Source organism: Rhizobium sp. RU35A (assembly GCF_900156005.1).
Lineage (GTDB): Bacteria > Pseudomonadota > Alphaproteobacteria > Rhizobiales > Rhizobiaceae > Neorhizobium > Neorhizobium straminoryzae.
Genome location: NZ_FTMR01000003.1, coordinates 437707 through 460313, shown reverse-complemented (window position 1 = coordinate 460313; position 22607 = coordinate 437707). Strand labels below are relative to the sequence as shown.

Annotated in this window: 20 protein-coding genes; all 20 read left to right on the top strand. The window is 63.9% G+C overall.

Annotated features, from left to right (window positions below; translation table 11 throughout):
- Positions 1-39 precede the first annotated feature (39 nt).
- The 20 genes from F3H95_RS10570 (at position 40) to F3H95_RS10475 (ending at position 22531) form a co-directional block, all read left to right on the top strand.
- Positions 40-1305, top strand: coding sequence for a CmpA/NrtA family ABC transporter substrate-binding protein (locus F3H95_RS10570; protein WP_244617962.1), 1266 nt, complete (start codon positions 40-42; stop codon positions 1303-1305).
- 355 nt (positions 1306-1660) lie between these two features.
- A complete protein-coding gene (locus F3H95_RS10565) occupies positions 1661-2950 on the top strand; it encodes a CmpA/NrtA family ABC transporter substrate-binding protein (RefSeq protein WP_149745914.1) in 1290 nt (429 codons plus the stop codon).
- Positions 2951-3023: 73 nt separating this feature from the next.
- Positions 3024-3920, top strand: coding sequence for a nitrate ABC transporter permease (ntrB, locus tag F3H95_RS10560; RefSeq protein WP_149745913.1), 897 nt, complete (start codon positions 3024-3026; stop codon positions 3918-3920).
- A gap of 11 nt (positions 3921-3931) precedes the next feature.
- Positions 3932-4732, top strand: coding sequence for an ABC transporter ATP-binding protein (locus F3H95_RS10555; RefSeq protein WP_149745912.1), 801 nt, complete (start codon positions 3932-3934; stop codon positions 4730-4732).
- 13 nt (positions 4733-4745) lie between these two features.
- Positions 4746-5171, top strand: coding sequence for a globin family protein (locus F3H95_RS10550; protein ID WP_149745911.1), 426 nt, complete (start codon positions 4746-4748; stop codon positions 5169-5171).
- A gap of 4 nt (positions 5172-5175) precedes the next feature.
- Complete coding sequence (nirB, locus tag F3H95_RS10545) at positions 5176-7626, top strand: nitrite reductase large subunit NirB (RefSeq protein ID WP_149745910.1); 2451 nt, start codon at positions 5176-5178, stop codon at positions 7624-7626.
- 156 nt (positions 7627-7782) lie between these two features.
- Positions 7783-8115 (top strand): nitrite reductase small subunit NirD, encoded by a 333-nt coding sequence (gene nirD / locus F3H95_RS10540; protein WP_143125055.1) that lies wholly within the window; start codon positions 7783-7785, stop codon positions 8113-8115.
- Between the two features lie 209 nt (positions 8116-8324).
- Positions 8325-10988, top strand: a complete 2664-nt coding sequence (locus F3H95_RS10535) for a nitrate reductase (RefSeq protein ID WP_149745909.1) — start codon at positions 8325-8327, stop codon at positions 10986-10988.
- A gap of 333 nt (positions 10989-11321) precedes the next feature.
- Positions 11322-12428, top strand: coding sequence for a BMP family ABC transporter substrate-binding protein (locus F3H95_RS10530; protein WP_149745908.1), 1107 nt, complete (start codon positions 11322-11324; stop codon positions 12426-12428).
- 307 nt (positions 12429-12735) lie between these two features.
- Positions 12736-13845, top strand: a complete 1110-nt coding sequence (locus tag F3H95_RS10525; RefSeq protein WP_149745907.1) for an ABC transporter permease — start codon at positions 12736-12738, stop codon at positions 13843-13845.
- Complete coding sequence (locus tag F3H95_RS10520) at positions 13842-14774, top strand: ABC transporter permease (protein ID WP_149745906.1); 933 nt, start codon at positions 13842-13844, stop codon at positions 14772-14774. The genes F3H95_RS10525 and F3H95_RS10520 overlap by 4 nt, the downstream gene beginning before the upstream one ends.
- Positions 14775-14782: 8 nt before the next feature.
- Complete coding sequence (locus F3H95_RS10515) at positions 14783-15505, top strand: isochorismatase family cysteine hydrolase (RefSeq protein WP_149745905.1); 723 nt, start codon at positions 14783-14785, stop codon at positions 15503-15505.
- A complete protein-coding gene (locus tag F3H95_RS10510) occupies positions 15496-16584 on the top strand; it encodes a ring-opening amidohydrolase (protein ID WP_149745954.1) in 1089 nt (362 codons plus the stop codon). Before F3H95_RS10515 ends, F3H95_RS10510 begins: the two co-directional genes overlap by 10 nt.
- A 23-nt stretch (positions 16585-16607) precedes the next feature.
- Entirely contained in the window at positions 16608-18128 is a 1521-nt protein-coding gene (locus tag F3H95_RS10505) for an ABC transporter ATP-binding protein (RefSeq protein ID WP_149745953.1), read from the top strand.
- A 10-nt stretch (positions 18129-18138) separates the two neighbouring features.
- On the top strand, positions 18139-18822 hold the full coding sequence (locus F3H95_RS10500; RefSeq protein WP_149745904.1) for a cysteine hydrolase: 684 nt from the start codon (positions 18139-18141) through the stop codon (positions 18820-18822).
- A complete protein-coding gene (locus tag F3H95_RS10495) occupies positions 18815-19603 on the top strand; it encodes a 5-formyltetrahydrofolate cyclo-ligase (protein ID WP_143125062.1) in 789 nt (262 codons plus the stop codon). Before F3H95_RS10500 ends, F3H95_RS10495 begins: the two co-directional genes overlap by 8 nt.
- Positions 19603-19977 (top strand): oxalurate catabolism protein HpxZ, encoded by a 375-nt coding sequence (hpxZ, locus tag F3H95_RS10490; protein ID WP_149745903.1) that lies wholly within the window; start codon positions 19603-19605, stop codon positions 19975-19977. The genes F3H95_RS10495 and hpxZ overlap by 1 nt, the downstream gene beginning before the upstream one ends.
- 25 nt (positions 19978-20002) lie before the next feature.
- Complete coding sequence (locus F3H95_RS10485; RefSeq protein ID WP_149745902.1) at positions 20003-20653, top strand: GntR family transcriptional regulator; 651 nt, start codon at positions 20003-20005, stop codon at positions 20651-20653.
- Positions 20654-20852: 199 nt separating this feature from the next.
- A complete protein-coding gene (locus tag F3H95_RS10480; protein ID WP_149745901.1) occupies positions 20853-21368 on the top strand; it encodes a sigma-70 family RNA polymerase sigma factor in 516 nt (171 codons plus the stop codon).
- Between the two features lie 152 nt (positions 21369-21520).
- On the top strand, positions 21521-22531 hold the full coding sequence (locus F3H95_RS10475) for a FecR family protein (protein WP_149745900.1): 1011 nt from the start codon (positions 21521-21523) through the stop codon (positions 22529-22531).
- The last annotated feature ends 76 nt before the right edge of the window (positions 22532-22607 follow it).

Here is a 22607-nt window from a genome sequence, read left to right as displayed (position 1 = left end):
GCGCGTGCGGACCGGAAAAGCGGAGAGGACATGATGGCAATGGCAGATATCAGGGGCACGTTGCCGGCTCCCGCGCGCATCGCCGCCGGCGGCCCGACAACCCTGCGCGCCGGCTTCATTCCGCTGGTGGATGCCTCCATCCTGATCGCAGCCGCCGAATTCGGCTTCGCGCAACGCGAGGGGCTGACGCTCGATCTGGTACGGGATGTTTCCTGGGCCAATGTGCGCGATCGCCTGGCCTTTCGCCAGTTCGACATCGCCCACATGCTCTCCCCCATGCCGGTTGCCTCCATGCTGGGGCTCGGCTCCAATCCCTCGCCAACGATCACACCCTTCTCGCTGGGGCGCGGCGGCAATGCGATCACCCTCTCTGCCCGGCTGTTTGCCCGGATGCAGGAGGCAACGGGCCTTTCGGAAACCGCTTCAGCCCTCGACAATGCCCGCGCGCTGGCAACCCTTTTAGGGGTGATGCGCGAGGCGGGCGAGTTGCCGCCAACCTTCGGCATGACCTATCCCTTCTCCTCGCACAACTACGAATTCCGCTACTGGCTGGCGGCCGGGGGAATCGACCCGGACCGCGACGTGAAGATGGTCGTGGTGCCTCCGCCGCTCACCTCGGATGCGCTGGCGGCAGGCGCCATAGACGGCTTCTGTGTTGGCGCACCGTGGAATATGGTCGCATCAGAGCGCGGCGTCGGGCGCATCGTCGCCGCCAAGCAGGATATCTGGCCGTCTGCCCCGGAAAAGGTGATCGGGCTGCGGCCGGACTGGGCGCAGAGCCATCCGGACACCGTCTCCCGGCTGATCGTGGCGCTGGATGCAGCAGCCCGCTGGTGCGACCGGCCCGAAAACCATGACGCGCTGGCCGAGATGCTGGCGGACAGCCGCTATATCAACGCCCCCGTGCACATCATCCGCCACGTTCTCTCCGGCGAGTTCAGCCTGGATGCACGCGGGAACCGTCGGGTGATCGACAAGTATTTCGTCTTCCACGAGGGACATGCCAATTACCCGCGCCCCAGCAAGGCGCTGTGGATCTACAGCCAAATGATCCGCTGGGGCCAGGCGGGCTTCAGCGAAGCCGGCGCGAGGGCGGCCGCATCCGCCTACCGACCGGATCTCTACCGGGCGGCTCTCCCCTCGTCTGCCATGCCGCAGGACGAGGATGTGCGCATCGAAGGCCTTTCGGAGACAGACCGCTTCATGGATGGCTTCGTCTTCGATCCGGCGCACCTGAAGGCCTATGCCGAAGCGTTCCCGGTCCGCTCCAGACTTGCTCAGGACCGCGGTGTGGAAGACGTCTGATCAGAGACTTTGCCCACGGGTTCGGCATTCAGTTCGGCAGCTTCGCCTATTTTAGCATCATATCGCCCACGCCACAGATGACGCATTGGCCGCAGGAAGCGCGAAAAATATTATTGGAATCAGGATGTTAGTCCGGCCATAAAAAACTGGCACGAACATTGCTAAGCAATTAAGGCGCGGGTCAATGGCGATCGGCGCATCGGAACGCGCGATCAGCGTTCTTCAAAGACATCGACGTCGCAAGGTTTTTGCTGCTCCCAGATCCACCTCCCGGATCTCGCGTTGGCGCAATCTCCGAGCGGCGTTTTTTTATGCCCAAAATTCCACGGACAAGACGCAAGAGGGGAACCTGCGCATGACCAATAGACCAAACGCCTTCACCCGCCGCAGCCTGCTCAAGACCTCCGCCACGGCCGCCCTGATCGGCGCCGCCAGAACCGCCCTGCCCTCCGGCGCCTTCGCGCAAGGGGCAGGCCCGGAAACCACCAAGGCCGTGCTCGGCTTCATTGCCCTGACAGATTCGGCACCGCTGATCGTGGCCAAGGAAAAGGGCCTGTTTGCCAAATACGGCATGCCGGATGTCGAGGTGGTCAAGCAGGCCTCGTGGGGCACCACGCGGGACAACCTCGTGCTCGGCTCTGCCGGAAACGGCATCGACGGCGCGCATATCCTCACACCGATGCCCTACCTCATCTCGACGGGCAAGGTGACGCAGAACAACCAGCCGCTGCCGATGTCTATCCTGGCGCGGCTCAATCTCGACGCACAGGCCATTTCCGTCGGTGCCGCCTATGCGGATCTGAAGGTTGGTCTTGATTCAAGCGTCCTCAAGGAAGCCTTCGCCAGGAAGAAAGCGGCAGGCGCCCCTGCCAAGGTGGCCATGACCTTCCCCGGCGGCACGCATGATCTGTGGATCCGCTACTGGCTGGCGGCTGGCGGCATCGATCCGGACAAGGATGTCGAGACGATCGTCGTTCCGCCGCCGCAGATGGTGGCCAACATGAAGGTCGGCACCATGGACTGTTTCTGCGTCGGCGAACCGTGGAACGAGCAGCTGGTCAACCAGGGCATCGGCTACACGGCGATCAACACGGCGGAGATCTGGAACAAGCATCCGGAAAAGTCCTTCGCCATGCGCTCCGATTGGGTGGAGAAGAACCCCCGCGCCACCAGGGCCCTGCTGATGGCCGTGCTGGAAGCCGCGCAATGGTGCGACGACATGAAGAACAAGGACGAGCTGGCCGAGATCGTCGGCAAGCGCAGTTGGTTCAACGTGCCGTCCAAGGACATCGTCGATCGCATCAAGGGCAAATACAATTACGGCAATGGCAAGCTGGTGGAAAACAGCCCACACTTCATGAAGTTCTGGCGCGATCACGCCTCCTATCCCTACCAGAGTCATGACGCATGGTTCCTGACGGAGGACATCCGCTGGGGCAAGTTCGAGCCCGGCCTCGACATCAAGGGGCTGGTGGCGAAGGTCAACCGCGAAGACCTGTGGCGCGATGCCGCCAAGGCCCTTTCCGTGTCCGACATTCCGACATCCACCTCGCGCGGCAAGGAAACCTTCTTCGACGGCAAGGTCTTCGATCCGGCCGATCCCTCCGCCTATCTGAAGAGCCTCAGCATCACCCGGATGGCCTGACCCCTCGGCGACCATGGGTGGCGCGGCCCGAGCGCCACCTAACCCCGACAGCGCAAGATCAAGGAGAACGGTGATGTCCGTGACCCAGTTGAACCCCAAGGAAGACAAGACGCCGGCGCTGAGCGCCCAGGTCGTCGCCTTTGCCCCGCCACGCCCGCAGAAGCCACTCGCCCGGCAGTTCGCCCGCCGTGGTCGCCAGATGCTGGCCGCGATCCTGCCGCCGCTGGTGACGCTGGCACTGATGCTGGCGCTTTGGGAAATCCTCTGTTCGGGTCCCACCTCCAGCCTGCCCTCCCCCTCCCGCGTGGTGTCCGAAAGCTGGGAGCTGATCGTCCATCCCTTCCATGTGGGACAGGGCGTCGACCAGGGCATGGTCTGGCATGTTCTCGCCAGTCTGCAGCGCGTCGCCATCGGCTATGCCTTTGCCGTTGTCGCCGGTGTCGCGCTCGGCGTTCTAGTCGGGCAAAGCCAGTGGGCGATGCGTGGCCTCGACCCGATCTTCCAGGTGCTACGCACGGTTCCGCCGCTCGCCTGGCTGCCGCTGTCGCTCGCCGCCTTCCGCGACGGCAATCCATCGGCGATCTTCGTCATCTTCATCACCGCGATCTGGCCGATCATCATCAACACCGCCGTCGGCATCCGCAACATTCCGCAGGATTACCAGAATGTCGCCAAGGTGCTGCGCCTCAATGGCTTCGAATATTTCGGCAAGATCATGCTGCCGGCGGCAGCCCCTTACATCTTTACCGGCCTTCGCATCGGCATCGGCCTCTCCTGGCTCGCGATCGTCGCGGCAGAAATGCTGATCGGCGGCGTCGGGATCGGCTTCTTCATCTGGGACGCGTGGAACTCCTCGCTGATCAGCGACATCATCGTGGCGCTCATCTATGTCGGCGTCGTCGGCTTCCTGCTCGACCGCCTCATCGCCTTTGTCGGGCGCCTTGTTACCCGCGGCACCGCGAACGCCTGAGGAGAACGGTCATGGCACAATCCTATCTTTCGCTGGAATTCATCGACAAGACCTTCGAGCGAAACGGCACGAAAAGCGACGTGCTGAAGCAGATTTCGCTCGGCGTCGACAAGGGCGAGTTCATCTCGATCATCGGCCATTCGGGCTGCGGCAAATCCACGGTGCTCAACATCATCGCCGGCCTGATCGAGGCGACATCCGGCGCGGTCTTCCTGGATGGCAAGCATGTGGATGCCCCCGGCCCCGAACGGGCGGTGGTGTTCCAGAACCATTCGCTGCTGCCCTGGCTGACCGTCTACGAGAATGTCGATCTGGCCGTCTCCAAGGTCTTCCGCGGCAAGAGGAGCAAGGACGAGCGGCATGACTGGGTCATGCACAATCTCGATCTGGTGCAGATGGCCCATGCCAGGGACAAGCGCCCCGCGGAAATCTCCGGCGGCATGAAACAGCGCGTCGGCATTGCCCGGGCGCTCTCCATGGAGCCCAAGGTTCTGCTGCTCGACGAACCCTTCGGCGCGCTGGATGCGCTGACACGCGCCCATCTGCAGGACGCGGTGATGGAAATCCATGCAAGGCTTGGCAACACCATGATCATGATCACCCATGACGTGGACGAGGCCGTGCTTTTGTCCGACCGCATCGTGATGATGACAAACGGCCCGGCAGCCAAGATCGGCGAAGTGCTGGACGTGCCGATCGCCCGCCCGCGCAACCGCATCGAGCTGGCCTCGGACCGCACCTACCTGAAGTGCCGCGAAGCCGTGTTGAAGTTCCTCTACGAGCGTCACCGCTTCGTGGAAGCGGCGGAATGAGGAGGAGACCGTCATGACACCCAATGAGATCGACCTCGTGCAATCCTCGTTTGCGAAAGTTGTCCCCATCAGGGAAGCCGCAGCCGACCTGTTTTACGGCAGGCTCTTCGACATTGCGCCTGAGGTAAAGCCCCTCTTCAAGGGCGACATGCAGGAGCAGGGACGCAAGCTGATGATGACGCTCGGCATCGTCGTCAATGGCCTGAAAGATATTGCGGGCATTCTTCCGGCCGCTGAGGCGCTTGCCGTGCGGCATAACGATTACGGCGTGAAGCCGGAGTATTATGCACCCGTCGGCGAAGCGCTGATCTGGACCCTGGAACAGGGCCTGGGACCAGATTTCACGCCTGCGGTGCGGGATGCCTGGATCACCGCCTACACCACGCTGTCACAGGTGATGATTTCCGCCAGCTGTCGCCAGCCGGTCGGCGCGGAGTAAGACCATGACCGAAAAACTCGTCATCATCGGCAATGGCATGGCCCCCGGGCGCATGCTGGAACATCTGTTCGAACAGGCCCCCGGCCGCTTCGCCGTCACCATCTTCAACGCGGAACCGCGGGTGAACTACGACCGCATCATGCTCTCGCCGGTTCTTTCCGGCGAGAAAACCTACGAGGACATCATCATCCATGGCGATGCCTGGTATGAAACGCATGGCGTGACGCTTCACCGCGGCGACCGGATTGTCTCGATCGACCGGACCAATCGCAGCGTGACCTCGCAGAACGGTGTCACGGCTGCCTATGACCGGCTGGTGATCGCCACCGGATCGAACCCCTTCATCATTCCCGTTCCCGGCAAGGACCTGCCGGGCGTCGTCGCCTATCGCGATCTCGACGATGTGGGGGCCATGCTTGCCGCTGCCGAGATGGGAGGAGACGCCATCGTGATCGGCGGCGGGCTGCTGGGCCTTGAGGCCGCCGCCGGCCTCAAGGCCCGCGGCATGAACGTGACCGTGCTGCATGTGATGCCGAGCCTGATGGAGCGCCAGCTCGATCCGGCCGCCGGCTATCTCCTGCAGAAGGCGCTGGAAGACCGCGGCATCAAGGTCATCTGCAAGGCCAACACCAGGGCAATCCTGGGCGATGGCAAGGTGGAAGCGGTCGAGCTGGATGACGGCCGCCGCCTGCCGGCCTCCATCGTCGTCATGGCGGTCGGCATCCGGCCGAATGTCCAGCTGGCGCGCGAGGCAGGGCTCGCGGTCAATCGTGGCATCGTGGTGGACGACGGCATGCTGACGTCGGACGGGCACATCATGGCGCTCGGCGAATGCGCCGAAGTCGGCGGCCAAGTCTATGGTCTCGTCGCGCCGCTTTACGAGATGGCCCGCATCGCCGCATCGCATCTTTCCGGCGACAAGACACCGGCCTTCGTGCATGCGGACACACCGACCAAGCTCAAGGTGACCGGCATCGATCTCTATTCGCTCGGCGATTTTTCCGAGGGGCCGGACCGCGAGGAGATCGTTCTGCGCGATGCGTCTGCCGGCATCTACAAGCGGCTGGTCCTCAAGGACAACCGCATCGTCGGCACCGTGCTTTACGGCGAAACCTCCGATGGCGCCTGGTTCAACGACCTGAAGAAGAAGCAGGTCGACATCTCCGAAATGCGCGATACGCTGATCTTCGGACAGGCCTATCAGGGAGGGTCTCCGCTGGACCCTATGGCGGCCGTTGCAGCCTTGCCGGATGATGCGGAAATCTGCGGCTGCAACGGCGTCTGCAAGGGCAAGATCACGTCCACCATCACGGGCAAGGGCCTGACCTCGCTGGACGAGGTGCGCGCTCACACCAAGGCATCGGCCTCCTGCGGCTCCTGCACCGGTCTGGTCGAGCAGCTGATGGCGCTGACGCTCGGTGACAAGTACAATCCGGCCGCCGTCACGCCGATGTGCACCTGCACCGATCTCGGCCATGACGACGTGCGCCGGCTCATCAAGGCGAAGGGGCTGAAAAGCATTCCGGCCGTGATGCAGGAACTGGAATGGAAGACCTCCTGCGGCTGCGCCAAGTGCCGCCCGGCGCTCAACTATTATCTCGTCTGCGACTGGCCGGACGAATATGCCGACGATTACCAGTCGCGCTTCATCAACGAGCGCGTCCACGCCAATATCCAGAAAGATGGGACCTATTCCGTCGTGCCACGCATGTGGGGCGGCGTGACCAATGCGAAGGAATTGCGGGCGATCGCCGATGTGGTCGACAAGTTCCAGATCCCGATGGTGAAGGTGACCGGCGGCCAGCGCATCGACCTGCTCGGTGTCGAGAAGGAGGACCTGCCCGCCGTCTGGGCCGATCTCGGCCAGGCCGGTTTCATCTCCGGCCAGGCCTATGCCAAGGGGCTGCGGACGGTGAAGACCTGCGTCGGCTCGGACTGGTGCCGTTTCGGAACGCAGGATTCGACCGGTCTCGGCATCCGCATCGAAAAGTTCATGTGGGGCTCCTGGACACCGGCCAAGCTGAAGCTTGCCGTTTCGGGCTGTCCGCGCAACTGCGCGGAAGCCACCTGCAAGGATATCGGCGTCGTCTGCGTGGAGTCCGGCTTCGAGATCCACTTTGCAGGGGCTGCCGGCCTCGACATCAAGGGTACCGACGTTCTGGGACTGGTGAAGACCGAGGACGAGGCGCTGGAAGTGATCGTGGCGCTGACCCAGATGTATCGCGAGCAGGCCCGCTATCTCGAGCGCATCTACAAATGGGCAAAGCGCATTGGCCATGACGAGATCCGCCGGCAGGTTCTTCAGGATACCGAACGCCGCAAGGCCTATTACGACCGCTTCGTCTTTTCCCAGAAGTTCGCGCAGGTTGACCCCTGGTCGGAACGCGTTTCCGGCAAGGACAAGCACGAATTCAAGCCTATGGCGAGCGTCGGTTACCGCGAAGCTGCGGAATAGAAATGCCGCCTCTGGCCTGCCGGCCTGTTGGGTCGAGCCACTCGTCTCAACCCGTCCTTCGCCCCCTCCACAAGGGGGCGAAATCATGGAGTAACGGTTCGGCAGGTTAGCGCCTCCCCCTTTTGGGGAGGGGTCTTCAATCAGAAGGATTATCTCATGAACTGGACAGACATCGGCCATATCGACGACATCCCGCTGCGCGGCGCACGCTGCGTGAAAACGCCGGGCTTCACCATCGCCGTGTTCCGCACCGGCGAGAACGAGGTCTTTGCCATCGAAAACCGCTGCCCGCACAAGGCCGGACCGCTGTCGGAAGGCATCGTACATGGCGCCTCCGTCACCTGCCCGCTGCACAACTGGGTGATTTCGCTGGAAAGCGGCCAGGCGCTCGGCGCGGACGAAGGCGCGGTGCAGACCTTCGACATCCGCAACGAGAACGGCGCACTGTCGATCCTGATCGCGACCCCGATGATGGTGGCGGCGGAGTAGGGAAGGATACGGACATGGTTGCAGCACCCTTAGCCGGCCTCCACTTCGTGCGGCCCCCGTTCTCCAAAGGGAGAGGGGAAGCGCAATCGCTGTGGTCCATCCCTTCTCCCCCGCGGGGAGAAGATGGTCCGAAGGACCGGATGAGGGGCCATCAATGACAGAGAAGAGGATGAGGTGTGACAAGTCTCCCATCCGATGGAGCAACACCCATGCCCGCTGAGACCCGCACCACCTGCCCCTATTGCGGTGTCGGCTGCGGCGTGATTGCGCGCGTGGAGGACGACGGCCGCGTGAGCGTCCGGGGCGATCCCGAGCATCCGGCCAATTTCGGCCGCCTCTGCTCCAAGGGCTCGGCGCTGGCGGAAACGCTTGATCCCGCCGGACGCGCGCTCTCTCCGATGCTCCATGGCCGGCCGGTCAGCTGGGACACCGCCCTTGATGCGGTGGCGACCGCCTTTTCTGACGCAATCCGCGACCATGGACCGGATTCCGTCGCCTTCTATCTGTCCGGTCAGCTGTTGACCGAGGATTACTATGTCGCCAACAAGCTGATGAAGGGGTTTCTCGGCTCAGCCAATATCGACACCAATTCCCGGCTCTGCATGGCGTCTTCCGTCGCCGGCCACCGGCGCGCCTTCGGCTCGGATACGGTGCCAGGCACTTACGAAGATCTGGAGCTGGCCGATCTCGTGGTGCTGGTCGGCTCCAACATGGCCTGGTGCCACCCGGTGCTCTATCAGCGCCTTGCCGTCGCCAAGGCGGCGCGACCGAGCATGAAAGTGGTGGTCATCGATCCGCGTCGCACCGCCTCAAGCGATCTCGCCGATCTGCATCTCGCCATCCGTCCGGATGGGGATGTGGCGCTGTTCACCGGCCTGCTGGCTCATCTTGCCGAGACGGGGGCCATCGACGAAGATTTCGTTGGCGCCCATACCCGCGGCTTTGCGCAAGCGCTGATGGCGGCCGGGCGGGCCGATCCGGCAACCATTGCGGAGGCCACGGGATTGCCCGCACAGCAGGTCTGCCAGTTCCTCGCCCTGTTTGCCGCAACGGAGAAGGTGGTGACCTGCTACAGCCAGGGGGTCAATCAATCCTCCGTCGGCTCGGACAAGGTGAACGCCATCATCAACTGTCATCTGGCGACGGGACGCATCGGTCGCCCCGGCATGGGGCCTTTCTCGCTGACGGGTCAGCCGAATGCGATGGGCGGGCGCGAGGTCGGCGGCCTCGCCAACATGCTCGCAGCCCATATGGCAATCGAAAACCCGCAGGATCGCGACCGCGTGCAGCGCTTCTGGAAGGCGCCGGCGATGGCCGACCGCCCCGGCCTGAAGGCGGTCGATCTGTTCGAGGCGGTGGCCGATGGGCGGATCAAGGCGCTGTGGATCATGTCAACCAATCCGGTTGTCTCGATGCCGGATGCGGACCGCGTGAAGGCCGCCATCGAAACCTGCCCCTTCGTCGTCGTCTCCGACATCGAGATGCACACCGATACGGCGCGCCTCGCCCATGTGCTGCTGCCCGCCACCGGCTGGGGCGAGAAGAACGGCACCGTCACCAATTCGGAGCGCCGCATTTCCCGCCAGCGCGCCTTCCTCCCGCCACCCGGCGAGGGACGGCCGGACTGGTGGCAGATGGCGGACGTCGCCCGGCGAATGGGCTTTGAAGATGCCTTTGCCTATCCGGGTCCGCATGCGATCTTTGCCGAACACGCCGCCCTTTCCGCCTTCGAGAACGGCGGAAGCCGGGATTTCGACATCGGCGCGCATGCCGATACGACAGAGGCGGAGTATGCGGCACTCAAGCCCTTCCAGTGGCCGCAGCCGGCGCAAGCCATGCCGGATGCGGACCGTCGGTTCTTCGGCGACGGGCGCTTTTTCCATTCCGATCGGCGCGCGCGTTTCGTCGCCGTGACGGAAACGGTGGAGACTCGGACCTCACCGGCCTTCCCCTTCGTGTTGAACACCGGGCGTGTGCGTGACCACTGGCACACCATGACGCGCACCGGCAAAAGCGCCCGGCTTTCCGCCCATCTTGCCGAACCCTTTGCCGAGATCCATCCGCACGATGCCGCCGCATACGGGATTGCAGACGCCGATCTGGTCGAACTGGAAAGCGTCACCGGCGGGAGGGTCGTAGTGCGGGCGCTTCTGACCCGGCGGCAGGCGCCGGGCGCCGTATTCGTGCCCATGCACTGGACGGACGAAACGGCAGCGCTGGGGCGCGTCGATACCCTGATCCCCGGACGGCGCGACCCGCTTTCGGGCCAGCCGGCGCTGAAACATGCAGCCGTTTCACTGCGCCGCCATGCAGCCGCCTTCCATGGCTTTGCGGTTGCATCCAGCCGACCGCTCCCCCTGCCCTTCGACTACTGGGCGCTGGCCCGCTGCGAAGGCGGCTACCGGATGGAACTGGCGGGCCAGCCGCCGGCGGAAGGATGGCAGGCCTGGCTGCAGACCGCCTTCCACCTGCCGCCCCAGGCCGAGGTGACCGGCTACGTTGCGCGCGAGGGGCGGGAACTGCGGCTGGCGGCCTTTGGGGGAGACCGCCTGCTGGCGCTGCTCTTCGTATCGGACGAACCGGTTGCCGTGTCGCGGCCCTGGGCTGCCGGACAGCTGGCAGAGCCCCATCCCGACCGCCGCATGCGCACGCGCCTCATCGCCGGACGCCCTCCGGCCGACCAGCCGGACAAGGGGGCCATCCTCTGCTCCTGCATGGGTATCGGGGTCAACGAAATTGCCGCCGCAGCCGAAGGCGGCTGCAGCAGCGTTCAGGCTGTCGGAGCGCAGACCGGAGCAGGCACCAATTGCGGCTCCTGCCGACCGGAGATCCGCAAGATCCTCGAGGCTCTCCGGCCCGTTGCCGCGGAATAACCCCGCCTCCGACCGATGTCCCGTTCCCGCGAATGCAAGGGGTGACGTCGCGTGCTGACCATCAGCCCGGTACGGGAAGGCGCACGGCTTGCCCATGCCCTACGCCAGGGTTGACGCGCCACAATTGTATGCAACGAGCCATCATAAATACAAAAAATATGCATCTTTTAAATAGAGCCTATTTTTTAATCCGAAAACGGAAGGGCAACCTCATCATCATGTATTGTTTTTCAATGATTTGACGTACGCCAAGTTCAGTCAAGCATCTGGCACGCCCCTTGCAATTCAGTTTCCATAACGACCCATGACGGGTCGAAGAAGAGGGGAGTGTCCATGTCGAAATTCGAACTGTCCCGTCGCTCGCTGCTGAAGACCGGCCTTGCCGGCGTGGCGGCCAGTACCCTGCCCTATCGTTTTGCCAGCGCGCAGGGGGCCGTCACCGTCGGCATCGTCTATGTCGGCCCGCGTGACGATTTCGGCTGGAATCAGGCCCATGCGGTGGCCGCGAAGGCGCTGAAGGAGGTGCCGGGCGTTACGGTTGTCGAAGAAGAAAACGTGCCGGAAACCGACGCCGTCGCCAAGTCGATGGAATCGATGATCAACCTCGACGGCGCCAACCTGATCCTTGCCACGTCCTTCGGTTACTATAACCCCTTCGTCGTCGATCTCGCCAAGAAATACAGCAAGGTCGAGTTCCGTCATGCGGCACCGCTCTGGAGCAAGGACAAGGATCCGAAGAATGCCGGCTCCTATTTCCCCTATCTGAACCAGGCGCATTATGTGAATGGTGTGGCGGCCGGCCTCTCCTCCGCATCCGGCAAGATCGGCTTCGTGGCCGCCAAGCCCATTCCCTCGGTTCTCTCCAACATCAATTCCGTGCTGCTCGGTGCGCGGTCCGTGAAGCCGGATGCCACGGTCCGCGTGATCTTCACCGGCGAATGGTCGCTTCCCGTGCGCGAAGCCGAAGCCACCAATGCGCTGGTCGATGCCGGCTGCGACGTCATCACCTGCCATGTGGACAGCCCGAAGGTGGTGATCGAGACCGCCGAATCCCGCGGTGTGAAAAGCCTCGGCCACAATGCCTCGCAGGCTCCGCTGGCGCCGAAGGGCTTCATCACCGGCGCGGAATACAAGTGGGAGACCATCTACAAGTCCTTCGCCGCTGATATCGCCGCCTCCAAGACGCTGCCGAACTTCCTCGTCGGCGGCTTCGACAAGGACATGCTGCGTTCGACGCCCTACGGCGCCGGCGCCAGCGAGGCTGCGAAGAAGGCTGCCGATGCCGCCCGTGCCGCCCTCGTCAAGGGCGAGCCGATCTACAAGGGCACGCTGAAGGACAACCAGGGCAAGGTGGTCGTCGACAAGACCTATGACAACTACGACCCCTATCTCGACGGCATGAACTGGCTGCTGGAGGGCGTCCAGGGTTCGATCACCTGATCGGCATTCCCGGAAGGACGGCGTGATTGGGCGGTCGAAACCCCCTCCCCACAAGGGGGAGGGGGTTAACCCGCGGCGACGCCCTGCCCTGGCGAGAGCAAGACGGTGCAGCGGGTCTTCTCCCCCTTGTGGAAGGGTCAGAAGGACGGGTCGAGACGAGTGGCTCGACCCAACAGGCCGGCTGGCCAGAGGGGGTAATTCAATCCGCCGATGCAGACCGTCCCCGGAGGGGCCGGATCTTCAAGAGGCAGGATCGCCCGTCGTCCGGGCAGATCTCCGGTGAGAGAGGAGAGCACAGGTGGCAGACATGACGGTTCAATCTCTTTCAGCAGCGTCGATGAAGCGACGACCGAGCGTTGGCACGCTCAAATTCGCCGAATCCATTTTCATTCCGGTTGCAGCGCTCATCGCCTCTGCGGCGCTCTTTTCCGTGTTCCTGCTGATGCTCGGCAAATCGCCGCTGATGTTTTTCCAGTTGCTCTGGGTCGGAGGTTTCGGCTCCAGCTTCTCCTTTCAGAATACCTTGCAGCGCGCCGCTCCGCTGATCCTGACGGGACTGGCCTTTGCCGTGCCGGCCCGCATCGGTCTCACCATGATCGGCGGCGAAGGCGCGCTGGTGCTTGGCGGCCTTTCGGCGGCGGCAATTGCCATTCCTCTGGTCAAGGCCGGCGTGCCGGCATTCCTTACCCTTCCCGTCATGGCGATGGCCGGCATGCTGGCCGGCGGGCTCTGGATCGGATTTGCCGGCTGGCTGCGCCATTATCGCGGCGTCAACGAGACGATTTCCTCGCTGCTTCTGTCCTATATCGCGATTGCCACCATGAACTTTTTCGTGGAAGGCATGCTGCGCGACCCGGCCTCGGCCAACAAGCCCTCCACCATGCCAATCGGTGAAGCCTACCGCATCGGCGCCATTCCTGGCACCCAGGTGCATTGGGGGCTGGCGGCCGGCGTCATTCTGGCGATTGCGCTGCATATCCTGATGACGCGCACGACCTTCGGTTTTGCCGCGCGCGTCACCGGCGGCAATGCACGTGCCGCCCTGGCGCAGGGTCTGCCGGTCGGCAAGCTGATCGTCGTTTGCACCATGATTGCGGGCGCCTGCGCCGGGCTCGCCGGCTTCTATGAGGTGGCCGCCGTGCATGGGCAGGCGAATGCCTCGCTGGTGGCGGGCTATGGCTTTACCGGCATCCTCGTTGCCTTCCTCGCCCGCCAGGTGCCGCTGGCCATCATCCCCGTCGCGGTGCTGTTCGGGGCACTCAGCGCCGCCGGCGGCATCATCCAGCGCCGTATGGGCATGCCGGATGCCACGGTCCTTGTGCTGCAGGGCCTGATTTTTGTCGTGCTGCTGACGAGCGAGACCTTTTACGGTCGCATTCCCTTCCTGCAGCCGAAACGCGCGGAGGACCGCACATGAGCGAGACCATGCCAGACAGCGCGCTGATCACCGCCCTCATTGCCATGCTCGGCGGCGCGATCCGCGTGTCCACCCCGTTCATGTTCGTAGCGCTTGGCGAATGCCTTACCGAAAAATCCGGGCGCATCAATCTAGGCCTCGAAGGCAGCCTCGTGCTGGGCGCCATGGTGGCCTATGCCGGCTCCTTCCTCACCGGCAATCCCTGGGCCGGCGTGTTCTTCGCCGGCTGCGCCGGCCTCGTCTTGGGCGCCCTGCACGGCTTCATCTGCAAGCTGCCGAAGGTCAACGACATCGCGATCGGCATTGCCTTCATGAGCTTCGGCACCGGCCTCGCCTTCTTTTTCGGCAAACCCTACATCCAGCCGCAGGCGCCCAAGCTGGAAGCAATCCATCTCGGCGATTGGACCGGTGATCCGCGTCTTGCCCAGGCGCTGGAGGTCAATCCGCTGTTCTTCGTCGGCGTGGCACTCGCGGTCTTCATGTGGTGGGGCTTCCGCAACACGCGCTGGGGTCTCGTGGTGCGGATGACCGGCGACAGCGCCGCAGCGGCCAAGGCCATGGGCGTCTCCGTCGATCTCGTCCGCTTTATCGCCACCGCCATCGGCGGCTTCATGGCCGGCATCGGCGGCGCCTTCCTGTCGCTCTATTATCCGGGCTCCTGGAACCAGGGCCTTTCCTCCGGCCAGGGCCTGATGGCGGTTGCGCTCGTCATCTTCGCCCGCTGGGGGCCGCTGCGCTGTATTCTCGCCGCCCTGCTGTTCGGTGCTGCCGGCGCGCTCGGCCCCTCGCTTCAGTCCGTCGGCATTTCCCAGGGCTACTATTTCTTCAATGCCGCCCCCTACATCCTCACGCTGCTGATCATGATCGCCTCGGCGCGATCGAAGGTCGCGGCGCGCGAGGCTCCGGGCGAGCTTTCCATCACCAAGTGAGGTATCCCATGACGTCTCTCGATGAACGGATTGCACAAGCCATGGTCGCCGACGGCACCACGCTTTCCGCCGATCCCTATCCCTGGCCCTTCGATGGCAACTGGGGCGCGCACAACACGGCCCTTGTCGTCATCGACATGCAGACGGATTTCTGCGCGCCGGGCGGTTACGTGGACAGCATGGGCTATGACATTTCGCTGACCCGCGCACCGATCGAACCGATCCAGTCCGTATTGGCCGCCATGCGCGCCAAGGGCTATCCCATCATCCACACCCGCGAGGGCCACAAGCCGGATCTTTCCGACCTGCCTGCCAACAAGCGCTGGCGCTCGCAGCGTATCGGCGCCGGCATCGGCGACCAGGGGCCATGCGGGCGCATCCTGGTGCGCGGCGAACCGGGCTGGGAAATCATTCCGGAACTGCAGCCGGAACCGGGCGAGGCCATCATCGACAAGCCCGGCAAGGGCACCTTCCTCGCCACCGATTTCGAGCTTGTGCTGCGCATGAAGAACATCCGCAACATCGTCTTCACCGGCGTCACCACGGATGTCTGTGTGCACACCACCATGCGGGATGCCAATGACCGCGGCTATGAATGCCTGCTGCTGGAGGATTGCTGTGCAGCCACCAAGGTCGAGAACCATCTCGCCGCCATCGACATGATCAAGATGCAGGGCGGCGTTTTCGGCGCCGTCTCCAATTCGCTCGATTTCATCAGGGCATTGCCCTGATGCGGGAGGCAAAGGTCCATCGCATCGCGACGCAGGGTCCGGACGATGTGTCCGGCCTTGCCGCAGCCATCGCAAGCGGCGCAATCTCGCCAGCCGGGATCCTCGCCATTCTCGGCAAGACGGAAGGCAATGGCTGCGTCAACGACTTTACGCGCGCCTTCTCGGTCCAGTCGCTGAAGATCGAACTGGCCCGGCATCTGCCCACGGCCGCGGTGGAGGAGATCGCCTATGTGATGTCCGGCGGAACTGAAGGTGCGCTTTCGCCGCATATTCTGGTCCTGGAGCGAACAGCTGGCCACCCGGTTCACGATAGACCGTCCCTGGCGATCGGTCGCGCCTTGACCCCTGCCCTTCCACCGGAAGACCTGGGTCGGCTTGCGCAGGTGCAGATGGTGGCGGAAGGGGTTCGCGCGGCAATTCGCGATGCGGGGATCGACGACCTTGGCGATGTCCACTTCGTCCAGATCAAATGCCCGCTGCTAACCTCCGAGCGCATACAGCGCGCCGAGGCCGAGGGCTATTCGACGGCCACCCGTGACACGCTGAAATCCATGGGTTTGTCGCGGGCCGCTTCCGCGCTCGGCGTCGCGGTGGCTTTGGGGGAACTGTTCCTGCCCGACATCGATGAGGCGCAGATCGGACGCGACATGTCGCTCTGGTCCTCCCGTGCCAGCACGTCGGCCGGGGTCGAGCTGGAAAATCACGAGATCGTCGTTCTCGGCATGAGCCGGTCATGGAGCGGCGCGCTTGCCGTGGATCATGCCGTGATGGCGGATGCCATCGACGTGGCGCCTGTGAAGGCTGCCATGGATCGTCTTGCCCTCGGGGGCGAGGCCGCATCGCTTGTGGCACTGCTTGCCAAGGCCGAGCCCGGCACCAGCGGGCGGCTTCGCGGTTCCCGCCACACCATGCTTGATGACAGCGACATTTCCGCCACCCGCCATGCCCGCGCCTTCGTGGGCGGCGTGCTGGCAGGTCTCGTCGGTACTACGGAGATCTTCGTCTCCGGCGGCGCCGAACATCAGGGGCCGGATGGCGGCGGTCCCGTTGCCATCATTGCCAGACGAAACGGAGGATGATCATGAGCGCACTCGCATCCGACATGTCCCAGCCACGAAAGGCCCCGTCCCTTTCCGCTACCGGCATGACCAAGACCTTCGGCAGCTTCACAGCCCTCGGCGATGTGTCCATCGATGTCGCAGCCGGCTCCTTCCATGCGCTACTCGGCGAAAATGGCGCCGGCAAGTCCACCCTCGTCAAATGCATCATGGGCTTCTACGCGGCCGACAAGGGCAAGGTGACGCTGGACGGCAAGGAGATTGCCATCCGTTCGCCGCGCGATGCCCGCGCCCACGGCATCGGCATGGTCTACCAGCATTTCACGCTGGTGCCCTGCCTGACGGCGGCGGAAAATCTGGTCATCTCGCGGGCCGATGCACCCGCGGTGATCAGTTGGGCAAAGGAGCGCAAGGCGCTCGACGCCTTCATGGAAACCATGCCCTTCCGGGTGCCGCTCGATGCGCAGGTCTCCTCGCTGTCTGCCGGGGAAAAACAGAAGCTGGAAATCCTGAAGCTGCTCTATCTCGACCAGCGCTTCATGATCCTCGACGAGCCGACCTCCGTGCTGACGCCCGGCGAGGCGGACGAGATGCTGGGCCTGCTACACGGCATGTGCGACCGCGGCGAGATCACCGTCCTGATGATCTCCCACAAGTTCCGCGAGGTAAAAACCTTCTGCGACCGCTTCTCCGTTTTGCGACGCGGCCGCCTGACCGGCGAGGGCGATGCCAAGCTTGCGACCGTCGAAGAGATGAGCCGCATGATGATCGGCGACACGGAGGTGCGCGAGCGCGCAGCGCGCACGGCGCAATCGGGCCAGAAGGACGTGCTGGAACTTGCCGGCCTCTGCGCCGAGGACGATGCGGGCCTGTCCGCCATTCAGGGCGTGAACCTGAAGATCAGGGGCGGCGAGATCGTCGGCATTGCCGGCGTCTCCGGCAACGGACAGAGCGCTCTGGTCGAGGTGCTGGCCGGCCAGCGACCGCTTTCGGATGGCGAGATCACCATTCGCGGCGAGTTGTTTACGCCGAAGCGCGGCAATTTCGACCGCTTCAAGGTGTTCGGCCTGCCGGAGGAACCCCTGAAGAACGCCACCGTGCCGCGCATGAGTGTCGCGGAAAACATTGCCTTCCGCTCCTTCGACAAGCCGCCGATCGCCAGTCTCGGCTGGTGGATGTCGAAAGGTCCGATGCGCAGCAAGGCCGAAGAACTGATTGCCCGCTACCGCGTGAAGACCACGTCCCCCGATGCGCCGATCGAAACGCTATCCGGCGGCAATGTGCAGCGCGCGGTGCTCGCCCGCGAACTGTCGGGCGACGTGGATGTCCTGATCGTTGCAAACCCGTGCTTCGGGCTCGATTTCGCCTCGGTCGCCGATATCCGCAGCCAGATCATGGAGGCGCGCAACCGCGGCGCCGCCGTCCTGCTCGTCTCGGAGGACCTGGACGAGATCCTCGAACTGGCGGACCGCGTCGCCGTGATGTCCGGCGGGACGATCTCCTACGTCGCGCCGATCGAGGCGACCGACCGCAACACCATCGGCCAGCACATGGCCGGACATTGAGGACTCTGCCATGACATTTCCGGTCCCTGCCCGCCCCTATCCCTTCCCCTTCGTCCCCGGTCGCACGGCGTTGGTGGTGATCGACATGCAGCGTGACTTTATCGAGAAGGGTGGCTTCGGCGACAGCCTCGGCAATGACGTGACACGGCTGGAGGCGATCATTCCGACGACGGCAAAGCTCATCGATCTCTTCCGCCGCAAGAAATGGCCGGTCGTTCACACTCGCGAGGCGCATCTGCCCGATCTCTCGGACTGCCCGCCCTCGAAGATCAGCCGCGGCGATGCCCCGCTGAAGATCGGCGAAAAGGGTGCCATGGGCCGGCTTCTGGTGCGCGGCGAACCAGGCAACCAGATCGTGGATCCCCTGAAGCCGATCGCCGGCGAGACCGTGATCGACAAGCCCGGCAAGGGCATGTTCTGGAACACCGACATCCAGTCGATCCTCGACAACAAGGGCGTCACACATCTCGTCTTTGCCGGTGTGACGACGGAGGTCTGCGTGCAGACCTCCATGCGGGAAGCCAATGACCGGGGCTATGAATGCCTGCTGATCGAGGATGCGACCGAAAGCTATTTTCCCGAGTTCAAGCGGATGGCGATCGAGATGATCGTGGCGCAAGGCGGCATCGTCGGCTGGGCCACGCCGTTTGCCGAACTGGAAGCCGCCGTCACGCAGGCGCTCGCCCATGCCTGACATGCCGGAGGAACAGAAGGGTCGCTGGGCAGGCCGCAATGCCGGCAAGGACGCCGTGCGCAACCGGATCTGGGCGGCCCTTGAGGAAAACGGTGTCTCCGTCGGCCCCGCCTGGAGCGTGATCCCCAATTTCGTCGGGGCCGATACGGCTGCCTGGCGGCTGGCACAGACGCAGGCCTGGAAAAGAGCAAGGACGATCAAGACCAATCCGGATGCGCCGCAGATCCCGATCCGCCTTCGGGCGCTCTACGAGGGCAAGACGGTCTATGCGCCGGTGCCCTACCTCACCCGTGACTTTCCCTATCTGCGCCTTGACCCGAAGAGGCTGACGGAAAAGGGCATCTCCTTCGAACTCGCCGCCGTCTCAGAGGGATTTGTCGAGCACGGCGAGCGGATCGGTTTCGAGGATGTGGAACCCCTGGACTTTTGCGTGGTCGGATCGGTTGCCGTCTCGCGGGCCGGCGGCCGCACCGGCAAGGGCGCCGGCTTTGCCGATCTCGAAACTGCTATTTTCCGCGAACTCGGCACCATCACCGATGAAACGCCGCTGGTGACGACGGTGCATTCGCTCCAGCTTGTCACGGATGACGAGGTGGTGATCGAACCGCATGACTCGCCCCTCGACATGGTGGCGACGGATGCCGAGCTGATCGTCACCGGCAACCGTCAGCCGCGCCCCGCCGGCGTGGACTGGGACCATGTACAACCGGACCAGTTCGAGACCATTCCCTTCCTCACAGAACTGAAGACCCGCATGCTCAACCGCAGAAAGACCGGCTGATGGAGATCAACCACCCCGAAACGCAGGCAGAGGTCGAAGCCGTCTTCACCGCCTATGAAGCAGCACTGCTCGCCAATGACAACACCACGCTGCTTGCCATGTTTCTCGACAATCCTGCCACCGTCCGCTACGGGGTGAGCGAAGTGCAGCATGGCTATGGCGAGATCACCGCCTTCCGCAACAGCCAGGTGCCGTTCACGCGCCGGCTCGAAAAGACGGTGATCACCACCTATGGCCGCGATTTCGCGACCGCCTCCACCCTGTTCCACCGGCCGGACCTGCCGGGCGAGATCGGCCGGCAGATGCAGACCTGGGTCAGGACGGCGGACGGGTGGAAGGTCGCGGCCGCCCATGTCAGCATGATGCCCGGATGACGACGACAGGACATGAGACAGACGCGTGCTGAAGAAAACGCCCCGCACATCGGCAGAGGACATCCGGCGCCAACTGGCCGAGCGGATCATCAGCAGCGAGCTTGCCCCCGGCACCGTGCTGGATGAGACGCAGCTGGCCGCCGAATTCACCGTGTCGCGAACCCCGGTACGCGAGGCGCTGAAACAGCTGGCCGCGAGCGGCCTCGTCGATCAGCGCCCCCACACCCGCACCGTCGTCGCGCAGCCGGATGAGGACAAACTGACCGGCATGTTCGAGTTGATGGGGCATCTGGAAGCGCTCTGCGCCGGCTTGAGCGCGCTGCGCATGACGCCGTCCGAACGCGACGGGCTGGACAGCCTGCATGGCGAGATGGCCGCAATTGTCTCCGCCGGCGACCGGCAGGCCTATATCCAGGCCAATGAACGCTTTCATGGCGCGATCTATCGCGGAAGCCACAATCCCTATCTCGAAGAAATCACGCTTTCGACACGCCAGCGGCTGCAACCGTTTCGCCGCGCCCAGTTTTCCACGCTCGGCCGCCTTGCCCGCTCGCATGCGGAGCATGGGCTGATCCTCGAGGCCATCCTGCGCGGTAACCAGACGGAAGCCGAGCGCACCATGCACGGGCACATCACGCAGGTCGAAGGCGCCTACCACAGCCTGATCGGCGGATGACCGACGGCAGCGTGTGCTGGACGCTTGCTTTTGAAACATGCAGAACGTAGTCATGTTTTCGGATCCGCTCTGACAGCCAGTCCTCGCGCGGATCGAAAACCTTGCAGGACCCGTTCTTGATGCCGCATGTCGCGATGGATCCCGTCGGCTCCCGAGCCGCTTGCGCGCCCCTGGGTGTGATTGCGGGAGCACGCGACTGATGACGGCCTTGCTGGGCAAGCTCTTTGCGCGCCATCGCCGCTCGCTGTGGTGGGTCGTGATGCGCATCGTGCGCGACCCGCAAACCGCTGACGACCTTGCGCAGGAGACCTATCTGCGTACCCTGCATGCGCTGGAGGCACGCCCCATCCAGCATCTGGAAAGCTATCTGTATCAGACCGCGCGGCATCTGGCGCTGGACCACACCCGCAAGCGAAAGTATCGCAATCGTTTCGAGGAGCGTGACATTGCGTGGGCGGATGTGGAGACGGTGGCCTCGGATGGAGCTTCGGCGGAAGAGGACCTGCTGGAACGCGAGCGCCAGCGCCTGCTGGAAGCCGCCCTCGCGGAGCTGCCGGACCGGGCGCGCCGCGCCTGGGCGCTGTCACAGGTGGACGGTTGGACCTACCAGCAGATTGCCGATCACCTCGGCGTCTCGCGCAACACCGTCTACAACGACGTGAAACTGGTCCTCGGTCATTGCCGGGACGTGATGGCGCGCCTGGAGCAGGGCTGACGGATGAGAAAAGGATCAATCGAGATGCCCGTATGGCAAGACCCGCCGCGCCCTTACGCCTGCGTCTGTCCTGCCGGAAAATTTGTGACGGCCCACCCCTTCGCACGTCCTGTCCATCAGAACATACAGCCTGCCAGCGCAGGGGTGCCTGAGTGACAGACAAGGGAAGAGACGCCGCAACAAGTGGCTACCGGCATCGGGACCCGGTGACCGACGAGGCGCTGGACTGGTTTCTGCGGCTTGACGAAGACCGCAGCCCGGCGACACTTGCCGCCTTCGACCGCTGGTGCTCGAGCGACCCGGCACGGGCACAGGCCTTCGATGAACTGGTGCGCCTGCATGCAATGCCGGCGCTGCAACGGGCGACGCTGGCCGATGCGGACCGGTTGCGCGCAAAAGCCTCCCCCGCCGCACGGACATTACGGAAGCACAAGGCGCTGCGCAGCTCCGGACGCTGGCTTGCCGGCCTCTCCATCGCTGCCATCCTGCTGGTCAGTGTACTTCACCCGCCGTCCGGCCTCATTCTGCGCTGGCGGGCCGACTATGCGACTGCCACCGGCGAGCGACAGACCGTGACGCTGCCGGACGGCTCCGTTGTCCTGCTCGACACGGCATCCGCGATCGCCACAGATTTCCGCGACGGTCGGCGCATGGTGCAGGTTCTCGCCGGCGAAGCCTTCTTCGACGTGCGGCACGATCCCGACCATCCTTTCGTAGTGGACGGGCATTTCGCCGAGGTGACGGTGACGGGAACCGCCTTCAGCGTTCGGGCCGACGACACCGAGGATCAGGTGGTTCTGGAGCGCGGCAGCGTGGAGGTACGGTCACGGCAAGGCGTCGGTCCAACGGAACGGCTGAACCCCGGCCAGATGGTCACTGCCAATCATTCCGGCATCACCGGAAAGCGGCCCGCCGACATGGCCCGGACTCTGGCCTGGCGCGATGGACGCATCGTCTTCGACGATCGTCCGCTTCGTGAAGCCGTGAGGGATCTCGGCCGCTATTACGATGGCTCCGTCATCCTGCTCGGCGAGCGCATCGACATAAAGACGGTCAGCGGCAACTACCGGACAGACGATCCGGAAACGGCAATCCGCACGCTTGCCGTCGCCACCGGCATCTCGATGACCCGCCTTCCGGCCGGAATCCTGATCTTGCGTTAAATTATCAAGTTTTTTTGTGACGCATCCGCACCGAAACGTCTTGCGCCTATGAGGGCTTTTGAGACGGTCGCCGCCG

Coding starts and splice junctions, on each gene's coding strand:
- F3H95_RS10515 (WP_149745905.1), top strand. CDS start 14,783: ATGACGTCTCTCGATGAACGGATTGCACAAGCCATGGTCGCCGACGGC.
- F3H95_RS10520 (WP_149745906.1), top strand. CDS start 13,842: ATGAGCGAGACCATGCCAGACAGCGCGCTGATCACCGCCCTCATTGCC.
- F3H95_RS10550 (WP_149745911.1), top strand. CDS start 4,746: ATGACACCCAATGAGATCGACCTCGTGCAATCCTCGTTTGCGAAAGTT.
- F3H95_RS10535 (WP_149745909.1), top strand. CDS start 8,325: ATGCCCGCTGAGACCCGCACCACCTGCCCCTATTGCGGTGTCGGCTGC.
- nirB (WP_149745910.1), top strand. CDS start 5,176: ATGACCGAAAAACTCGTCATCATCGGCAATGGCATGGCCCCCGGGCGC.
- F3H95_RS10565 (WP_149745914.1), top strand. CDS start 1,661: ATGACCAATAGACCAAACGCCTTCACCCGCCGCAGCCTGCTCAAGACC.
- nirD (WP_143125055.1), top strand. CDS start 7,783: ATGAACTGGACAGACATCGGCCATATCGACGACATCCCGCTGCGCGGC.
- F3H95_RS10530 (WP_149745908.1), top strand. CDS start 11,322: ATGTCGAAATTCGAACTGTCCCGTCGCTCGCTGCTGAAGACCGGCCTT.
- F3H95_RS10500 (WP_149745904.1), top strand. CDS start 18,139: ATGACATTTCCGGTCCCTGCCCGCCCCTATCCCTTCCCCTTCGTCCCC.
- F3H95_RS10525 (WP_149745907.1), top strand. CDS start 12,736: ATGACGGTTCAATCTCTTTCAGCAGCGTCGATGAAGCGACGACCGAGC.
- F3H95_RS10480 (WP_149745901.1), top strand. CDS start 20,853: ATGACGGCCTTGCTGGGCAAGCTCTTTGCGCGCCATCGCCGCTCGCTG.
- ntrB (WP_149745913.1), top strand. CDS start 3,024: ATGTCCGTGACCCAGTTGAACCCCAAGGAAGACAAGACGCCGGCGCTG.
- F3H95_RS10570 (WP_244617962.1), top strand. CDS start 40: ATGGCAGATATCAGGGGCACGTTGCCGGCTCCCGCGCGCATCGCCGCC.
- F3H95_RS10505 (WP_149745953.1), top strand. CDS start 16,608: ATGTCCCAGCCACGAAAGGCCCCGTCCCTTTCCGCTACCGGCATGACC.
- F3H95_RS10555 (WP_149745912.1), top strand. CDS start 3,932: ATGGCACAATCCTATCTTTCGCTGGAATTCATCGACAAGACCTTCGAG.
- F3H95_RS10495 (WP_143125062.1), top strand. CDS start 18,815: ATGCCTGACATGCCGGAGGAACAGAAGGGTCGCTGGGCAGGCCGCAAT.
- hpxZ (WP_149745903.1), top strand. CDS start 19,603: ATGGAGATCAACCACCCCGAAACGCAGGCAGAGGTCGAAGCCGTCTTC.